General features: G+C 73.7%; 6 protein-coding genes. 3 read left to right on the top strand and 3 right to left on the bottom strand.

Features of this window, described 5'->3' with window-relative positions; all coding sequences use genetic code 11:
- Positions 1–483: 483 nt before the first annotated feature.
- Together JWP64_RS18905 and pth are read left to right on the top strand one after the other, a co-directional pair.
- Complete coding sequence (locus JWP64_RS18905) at positions 484–1,134, top strand: 50S ribosomal protein L25/general stress protein Ctc (RefSeq protein WP_297498954.1); 651 nt, start codon at positions 484–486, stop codon at positions 1,132–1,134.
- A 3-nt stretch (positions 1,135–1,137) separates the two neighbouring features.
- The gene (gene pth, locus JWP64_RS18900) at positions 1,138–1,725 is read left to right on the top strand and encodes an aminoacyl-tRNA hydrolase (protein WP_297498952.1); all 588 of its coding nucleotides are present in this window, start codon (positions 1,138–1,140) and stop codon (positions 1,723–1,725) included.
- Positions 1,726–1,808: 83 nt separating this feature from the next.
- Here the strand turns inward: pth and JWP64_RS18895 are convergent, their stop codons facing one another.
- The gene (locus JWP64_RS18895) at positions 1,809–3,470 is read right to left on the bottom strand and encodes a fatty acyl-AMP ligase (protein ID WP_297498950.1); all 1,662 of its coding nucleotides are present in this window, start codon (positions 3,468–3,470) and stop codon (positions 1,809–1,811) included.
- Between the two features lie 99 nt (positions 3,471–3,569).
- Between JWP64_RS18895 and JWP64_RS18890 the strand changes: the two genes are divergently transcribed.
- Positions 3,570–4,925, top strand: coding sequence for a dipeptidase (locus JWP64_RS18890; RefSeq protein ID WP_297498949.1), 1,356 nt, complete (start codon positions 3,570–3,572; stop codon positions 4,923–4,925).
- A 136-nt stretch (positions 4,926–5,061) separates the two neighbouring features.
- On the opposite strand, the gene JWP64_RS18885 is transcribed toward JWP64_RS18890, so the two are convergent.
- Together JWP64_RS18885 and JWP64_RS18880 are read right to left on the bottom strand one after the other, a co-directional pair.
- Complete coding sequence (locus JWP64_RS18885) at positions 5,062–6,858, bottom strand: ABC-F family ATP-binding cassette domain-containing protein (RefSeq protein ID WP_297498947.1); 1,797 nt, start codon at positions 6,856–6,858, stop codon at positions 5,062–5,064.
- Complete coding sequence (locus tag JWP64_RS18880; RefSeq protein ID WP_297498967.1) at positions 6,858–7,796, bottom strand: 4-(cytidine 5'-diphospho)-2-C-methyl-D-erythritol kinase; 939 nt, start codon at positions 7,794–7,796, stop codon at positions 6,858–6,860. The genes JWP64_RS18885 and JWP64_RS18880 overlap by 1 nt, the downstream gene beginning before the upstream one ends.
- Positions 7,797–7,805: the final 9 nt, after the last annotated feature.

Here is a 7,805-nt window from a genome sequence, read left to right as displayed (position 1 = left end):
CCACGGGCCCGGCGCGGCCCCGCCCGAGCCCGCGGCGGACCAGGCGCTCGGGGCCGTGAGACCCGCCGCGGCGCCGTCGGCGGCCGTCCGCTGGGCCGGGATGCCCGCGACCCACTCGGTCGGCGGCTCCTGCGGCTCGTGGGGACGCGGCGTGGGTACGGACGGCGGTGTGGTCATGGCGGTCCCCGATGAGCGCGAATGGTTGCGACGTTCGGTTCATCGCACAGCGCCATGTGGTTCATTAGCCGCCGCCGCCCGGGATCATCGTTCTTGATGAGGCTTGCCCAAGTCATGATCAACCTGTAGGGACCGCGGCCCGGGTCCGGGCCGTCCCGGGGCCGGGCGTACGATTGTCGGCAGTTCCGCGGCGAGGGCGGGTGTCGTACTAGCCCGCCGTCATCGACGCGTGGGTACCCTTTCGCCCGCCTCGATCGACACCGCCGCGTGCACGCTTCACGACACGCCCGATCGAGGAGATTCACCGTGGCCCAGAGCAAGATCGACGCCGAGACTCGCACCGAGTTCGGCAAGGGCGCCGCCCGCCGTACCCGTCGCGCCGGCAAGATCCCCGCCGTGCTGTACGGACACGGGACGGACCCGCAGCACCTCGCGCTCCCGTCGCTGGAGTTCGCCGCCGTCGTCCGCGAGCAGGGTCGCAACGCGATCCTCGAGCTGAACATCGGCGGGACCCCGTCGCTGGCGCTCACCAAGACGGTCGTGTCGCACCCGATCCGTCCGTACATCGAGCACGTGGACCTGCTGGTCATCCAGCGGGGCGAGAAGGTCGTCGTCGAGGTCTACCTGAACCTCACCGGCGACGCGGCTCCCGGCACCCTGGTCACCCAGGAGCTCAACACCATCGAGGTCGAGGCGGACGCGCTGAACATCCCCGAGACCGTCGAGGTCTCGGTCGAGGGCGCCGCGGCCGGCACCCAGTTCCTCGCCGGCCAGCTGCCCCTCCCCGACGGCGTCGAGCTGCGGACCGACTCGGAGGCGCTCGTCGTCAACGTGGTCGGCGCGCCGACCGCCGCGGACCTGGAGGCCACCGAGGACGCCGAGGGCGCCGGTGTCGTCGAGGACGCCCCGGAGACCCCGGCCGCCGAGTCCGAGGCCTCCGCCTCCTCCGAGAGCTGATCCGTGGAGCCGGGCCCCGCTCTGGTGGTCGGGCTCGGCAACCCCGGGTCCGAGTACGCCGAGACCCGGCACAACGTCGGCTTCGGCGTCGTCGAACTCCTGGCGGCGCGGGCCGGCGCGGGCCGGTTCTCGGTGCACAAGCGCTCGAACTCCGACGTCGCCGAGGGCAGGCTGGCCGGTCGTAAGATCGTGCTGGCCCGCCCCCGGACGTACATGAACGTCTCGGGCGGCCCGGTCGCCGGGCTGGTGAAGTACTTCTCGGTCCCACCGGAGGAGATCGTGGTCGTCCACGACGACCTCGACCTCGACTTCGGCGTGATCCGGCTCAAGCGCGGCGGCGGCGAGGGCGGGCACAACGGTCTGCGTTCGATCAGCCGCTCGCTCGGCACGAAGGACTACTACCGGGTCCGCGTCGGCATCGGCCGCCCGCCGGGCCGTCAGGACCCGGCGGACTTCGTGCTCAAGCGGTTCTCCTCCGTCGAACGCAAGGAGCTCGAGTTCGCGCTCGACCTCGCCGCGGACGCGACGGAGGCCCTGTTGCAGGAGGGCCTGGAGCCGGCCCAGAACCGGTTCCACGCGCTCAGCGGCTGAGCTGCACCTCTGTTGGTCTCGCGCGTTCGGCACTTTCGCTCAGATCTACCGGGCGAAAGTGCCGTTCGTGCGTTCGAGGCCGTTCAGCGCGCGGCCAGCATCTCCCCTGTCGACGCCCGGCGGAGCTTGCCCGACGGGGTCTTCGGGAGGCTTCCCGGCGGCAGCACCGACACCTCGGCGGGCCGCACCCCCACCGCGGACACAACCCGGGACGTCACGTCCTTGCGGATGAGCCGCTCCGCCTCGGCGTCTCCGGCCTTCCGGGACTCGACGGCCACCGCGAACGACTCCCGGTGCCGTCCCTCCCCCGCGGCCAGCCGGACCGCGACGACGTTTCCCGCGCGCACCCCGTCGGCCTCCGCGGCGGCCCGCTCGATGTCCGTCGGGTAGATGTTGCGGCCGCCCATGATGATCACGTCCTTGCGCCGCCCGCAGACGACGACCTGGCCGCCGGTGACGTATCCCTCGTCGCCGGTGTCGAACCAGCCGTCCGCGTCCTGGGTCGCCTTCGGCCCGTCGACGGTCAGGTACCCGGGCGTCACCGACGAACCGCGGAGCTGCAGCACCCCGACGCCGCCCGCGTCGAGCACCTCGCCCTGCTCCCCCACGATCCGCACCTCGATGCCGGGCAGCGGCGGCCCGAGCTTCGGGAACCGGCGGACCGCACCGCCCCCGCCCGGGACGGCGCGGTGCTGCGTCTCGAGCGCGTCCGCGTCGATCTCGTCGACGGCCAGTCCGGTCTCGACGGGCGCGAACGCCACCCCGAGCGCGGTCTCGGCCATGCCATAGGCGCAGAGCACGGACTCCGGCCGCAGCCCGAACCGCGCGCCGGCATCGGTGAAGGACCGCACGGCGTCCGGGTCGACGGGCTCGGCGCCGTTGAGCGCGATCCGCAGGCTGGAGAGGTCGAGGTCCGCGTCCGCCCGGGCGAGCTGGCGGGCGAGGACGGCGTAGGCGAAGTTCGGCGCGGCGGTGACGGTGCCGTGGTACTTCGAGATCAGCTCCGCCCAGAGCAGCGGCCGGGACAGGAAGTCCACCGGCGTGACCGTCACCAGGTCCAGCCCGGTGACCATGGGGACCGTCAGGAAGCCGACCATCCCCATGTCGTGGAAGAGCGGCAGCCAGGACACCATCACGTCGCGGTCGACGTCCAGGCGCGCGGCTTCGATCATCGCCTGGATGTTGGCGTACAGGTTGCCGTGGGTGATCCGGACGGCCTTCGGCTCCGCCGTCGAACCACTGGTGAGCTGCAGCAACGCCGTGGCGTCCTCGCCGGACACGTCGACGTCGGGGGAGACGCTCGCCGCGTCGCCGGTCAGCGAGTCCAGGGTGCGGAACGGGATGCCGCGCTCGGCGAGGACCGGGGCGAGGGCGTCGAACGGGGCACCGAGCAGGACCATCGACGCGTCGATCATCCGCAGCACGCCCACCGTGTCCTCGGCCCACGACGCGAGATCGGTGCGGGCGGTGGGCTGGTGCAGCATCGTCACGCTGCCGCCGGTGAGCCAGACGGCCTGTGCGAGCGGCGCGATCGACGCCGGCTCGCCCGCGAGGACGCCGACGGCACGGCCCGGCTCGAGGGCCGGCACGTCGCCGCTCGGGGTGCGCAGCGCCGCGGCGTACCCGCGGGCGGTCTCGTGCACGTCCGCCCAGCTGCGACTGACGGGGGCGGCGGGTTCGCCGGTGGTCATCCCGCGGCCGGTGGTGGACGCGGACTCCAGCAGCATCGCCAGGAAGCGGGACATGCTCGCAGCCTACGACGACGTTGACCTTCGCCGCCCGGGCCCGCAGAGCCCGACTCGGCGCGCACTGCACCCCGACTCGCGGGAACTAGGGTGGGGGGCGTGCCGAACAGCTCCTCTTCTCGCAGCAGGGTGGCGGCCGCGGTCGACGCCGTCGTCCTCTCCGCCCTCGACGACCTGCGACGGCTCGTCGCGATCCCGAGCATCTGGGCCGATCCCGCCCACGCCGTGGACACCGAGGCCAGCGCGGCCGCGGTCGTCGAGCTCGCGCGCGCGCTCGGGCCGGAGTCCGTGCAGATCCTGCGGGCCGAAGGTGGCGCGCCCGCGGTCGTCGCGCACTGGCCGGCGCCCGAGGGGCAGCCCACGGTCCTGCTCTACGCCCACCACGACGTCCAGCCGACGGGCGGCGACGAGAACTGGACCAGCCCGCCGTTCGAGGCGACGGAGCGGAACGGCCGGCTCTACGGGCGTGGCGCGGCCGACGACAAGGCCGGTGTCATGACCCACCTCGCGGTGCTCCGCGCCTACGAGGGCAGGCCCCCGGTCGGCGTCACGCTGTTCGTCGAGGGCGAGGAGGAGTCCGGCTCGCCGACGCTCCCGGCGCTGCTGCGCGAGCACCACGAGCTGCTCGCCGCGGACGTCATCGTGATCGCGGACGCCGCCAACCCCGCCGTCGACGTGCCGGCGCTGACGACGAGCCTGCGCGGCCTGGTGGACATCGTGATCGAGGTGTCCATGCTGGAGCGCCCGGTGCACTCCGGGGTCTTCGGCGGCCCGGTCGGCGACGCGCTCACCGCGCTGTGTCACTCGCTCGCGAGCCTGCACGACGCGAAGGGCGAGGTCGCCGTCGCCGGGCTGCAGCAGAACTCCTCGGACGCCCCGGACATGGCGGAGGACACCTTCCGCTCGGACGTCGGCATGCTGGACGGCGTCGAGCTGCTCGGCACCGGCACCATCCCGGAGCGGGTGTGGCACAAGCCCGCGATCGCCGTCCTCGGGATCGACGCGCCGACCGTGGCGCAGGCGTCGAACGTCCTGCTGCCGCGGGCCCGCGCCATGGTGAGCATGCGGCTCGCGCCCGGCGAGGACGCCGTCGCCGGCCGGGAGAAGCTGGCCGAGCACCTGCGGGCGCACGTCCCGTGGGGCGCCCACGTGGAGATCACCCCCGGAGGCGGCGTCGCCGAGCCGTTCCGCATCGACGCCCGGGGCGGCGCGTACGACGCCGCCCGCCGCGCGTTCTCCGAGGCCTTCGGGAACGCGGCCGTCGAGACCGGGATCGGCGGGTCCATCCCGTTCATCGCGGAGTTCGCGCGGACCTTCCCGGGCGCCGCGGTGCTGGTCACCGGGGTCGGGGACCCGGCGAGCCGCTGGCACGGCATCGACGAGAGCCTCGACCTGAAGATGTTCGCGACGGGGGCGAAGGCCGAGGCGTTCCTGCTGGAGGAGCTGCGTCGCTGATCTCGGTGTCCCCCCGTCCGCAGGCACGGCAGACTTGCCGGTGTCGCCGGGGGGAGGCTCGACGCCCTCACCGGGCTGCGCGCGGAGGCTGCTGTCGCGGGCCCTTTGCTCTGCGCACAGCAACGCTCGCGCGCCGTCACCCCTCGGCGCGCTCCGCAACCTCGAGCCACTCGACCTCGACGGTCTCCTGCTCGGCGAGGACGGCCTTCAGCTCGGCGTCCAGCTCGAGGAGCCGCGCCGGGTCCGTCGCCGCGGCGGCGAGCTTCTCGTGCAGCTGCGCCTCCTGCTTCGTCAGCTGCGTCATCCGGCGTTCCAGCCGGGACGCCTCCTTGCGCGCAGCCCGCTGCTCCGCCGCGCTCACCGTCTGCGCGGTGGGCTGCGGCGATGGGGCGTCGGCCGCCCGCGGCGTCGCGGTGGACGTCCCCGTGGCGGCCCGGCGTCGCAGGTACTCCTCGATCCCGCCCGGCAGGTGCGTGATCTTCCCGTCCCCGAACAGCGCGACGACCGTGTCACACACCCGCTCGGTCAGGTAGCGGTCGTGGCTGACCACGATCAGCGTGCCCGGCCAGCCGTCGAGCAGGTCCTCGAGGTTGGACAGCGTGTCGACGTCCAGGTCGTTCGTCGGCTCGTCGAGCAGCAGGACGTTGGGCTCGGCCATGAGCAGCCGGGTGAGCTGCAGGCGTCGCCGCTCGCCGCCGGAGAGCCGCCCGACCGGCGTCCACTGCCGCGCCGCGGGGAAGCCGAGCCGCTCCAGCACCTGCGACGCCGTCATCTCCTGCTTGCCGAACCTCACGTACTTGGCGACCTCCTCGGTCGCCTCCAGCACCCGCATCTCCTTGGGCAGGTCGATGAGGTCCTGCGTGAGCTCGGCGAGCTGCACCGTCGTGCCCTGGACCCGCTTCCCGCCGTCGAGCGGACGTTCGCCGGTGAGCGAGCGCAGCAGCGTCGTCTTCCCGGAGCCGTTCACGCCGACGATCCCGATCCGGTCCCCCGGCCCGAGCTTCCAGGTCACGTGGTCCAGCAGGGTGCGATCGGCGATCTTGACGGTGGCCTCGTCGAGCTCCAGCACGGTGCGGCCCAGCCGGTTCGTCGCGAAGCCGAGCAGCTCGACCGTGTTGCGCGGCGGCGGCACGTCCGCGATCAGGGCCTCGGCGGCCTCGATCCGGAACCGCGGCTTCGACGTCCGGGCGGGCGGCCCGCGCCGCAGCCACGCCAGCTCCTTGCGCGCCAGGTTGCGCCGACGGGCCTCGGCCGCGTCCGACTGCTTGGTCCGCTCCGCGCGGGCGTAGATCCAGTCCTGGTAGCCGCCGAGGTAGCTCTCGACCTGGCCGTTCGCGACCTCCCAGGTCCGCGTGCAGACCGTGTCCAGGAACCAGCGGTCGTGCGTGACGACCACGACGCCGCAGCGCCGCTCCTGCAGGTGCCCGGCCAGCCAGGTGATGCCCTCGAGGTCCAGGTGGTTCGTCGGCTCGTCCAGGACGACGAGATCCGGCTCGCCGACGAGCGTCGCCGCCAGCGCGACCCGGCGCTTCTCGCCGCCGGACAGGCCGTCCACGGTGCGCTCGAGGTCGCTGATGCCGAGGCCCTCGAGGACGTCGCGCACCCGCGGGTCCGCCGCCCACTCGTGCTCGGCGCCGTAGTCGCGCAGCACGATGTCCCGGATCCGGGCGCCGCGCGGAAAGTCGTCGCCCTGGGTCAGGTAGGCCAGCTTGAGCCCGCCGACCCGGCTGACCCGGCCGGACTGCGGCTCCCGCCGGCCGGCGAGCACCTCCAGCAGGGTGGTCTTGCCGCCCCCGTTCAGGCCGACGACGCCGACGCGCTCGCCGCGCTCGACGCCGAGGGACACGCCGTCGAGGAGGACACGCGAGGCGTCGCCGGGGACGTGCGCGGTGACGGATTCGAGGTTGATCAGGTTCTGTCCGGCGCGTGCCATCAGGCCTTCGCTCTCGGTCGTGGGGAGCCGGTGGGACCGGTGTCGTCGCCGGGGTCGACGACCCGGGCACCGGGGACGGGGCCGTGTGCCACCCGCACCGTCCGGCAGACGCCGACGCCCGCGAGCTCGGCGGCCACCTCGACGGCGGAGTCCGCGTCGGCGCACAGGAACGCGCAGGTCGGGCCGGATCCGGAGACGATCCCGGCGAGCGCGCCGGCGTTGACCCCGGCGCGCAGGGTGCGGCGCAGGTCCGGCGCGATGCTGACGGCGGCGGCCTGCAGGTCGTTGCCCAGGGACAGCGCGAGCTGACGCGGATCACCGCCGGCCAGCGCCGCCAGGACGGGTTCGACGGGCCGTTCGGCCGGCTCGTCGGCACCGCGGAGCCGGTCCAGCTCGCGGAAGACGGTGGGGGTCGAGAGGCCCTTCCGGTGCAGCGCGATCACCCAGTGCAACGGGTGCCGCGACAACACCGGGACGATCCGTTCGCCCCGCCCGGTGCCGACGGCCGTGCCGCCGTGCAGGGCGAACGTGACGTCGCTGCCGATCCGCGCGGCGAAGCCCGCGAGCTCCTCGCGGCCGAGGTCCAGCTTCCAGAGCGCGGACAGGGCGACCAGCGTGCCCGCGGCGTCCGCGCTGCCGCCGGCCATCCCGCCCGCGACGGGGATCCCCTTGCGCAGCACGACGCGCACGTCCGGATCGCGGTCCGCGTGCCGGGCGAGCATGTCCACGGCCTGCCAGGCCAGGTTCGTGTCGTCCACGGGGACCTCGGAGACGCCCTCACCGTGGACCTCGAGCCCGGGCTCGTCGGACTGCTGGACCGTCACCTCGTCGAACAGGCTGACGGCGTGGAACACCGTCACCAGGTCGTGGAAGCCGTCCGCACGGAGCCCACCCACCGCGAGGTGCAGGTTGATCTTCGCAGGCACACGGCTGGTCACCTGTCGGGC

This window comes from Pseudonocardia sp., from assembly GCF_025465255.1.
Taxonomy (GTDB): Bacteria; Actinomycetota; Actinomycetes; order Mycobacteriales; family Pseudonocardiaceae; genus Pseudonocardia.
This window is presented reverse-complemented; position numbering and strand designations above follow the sequence as displayed.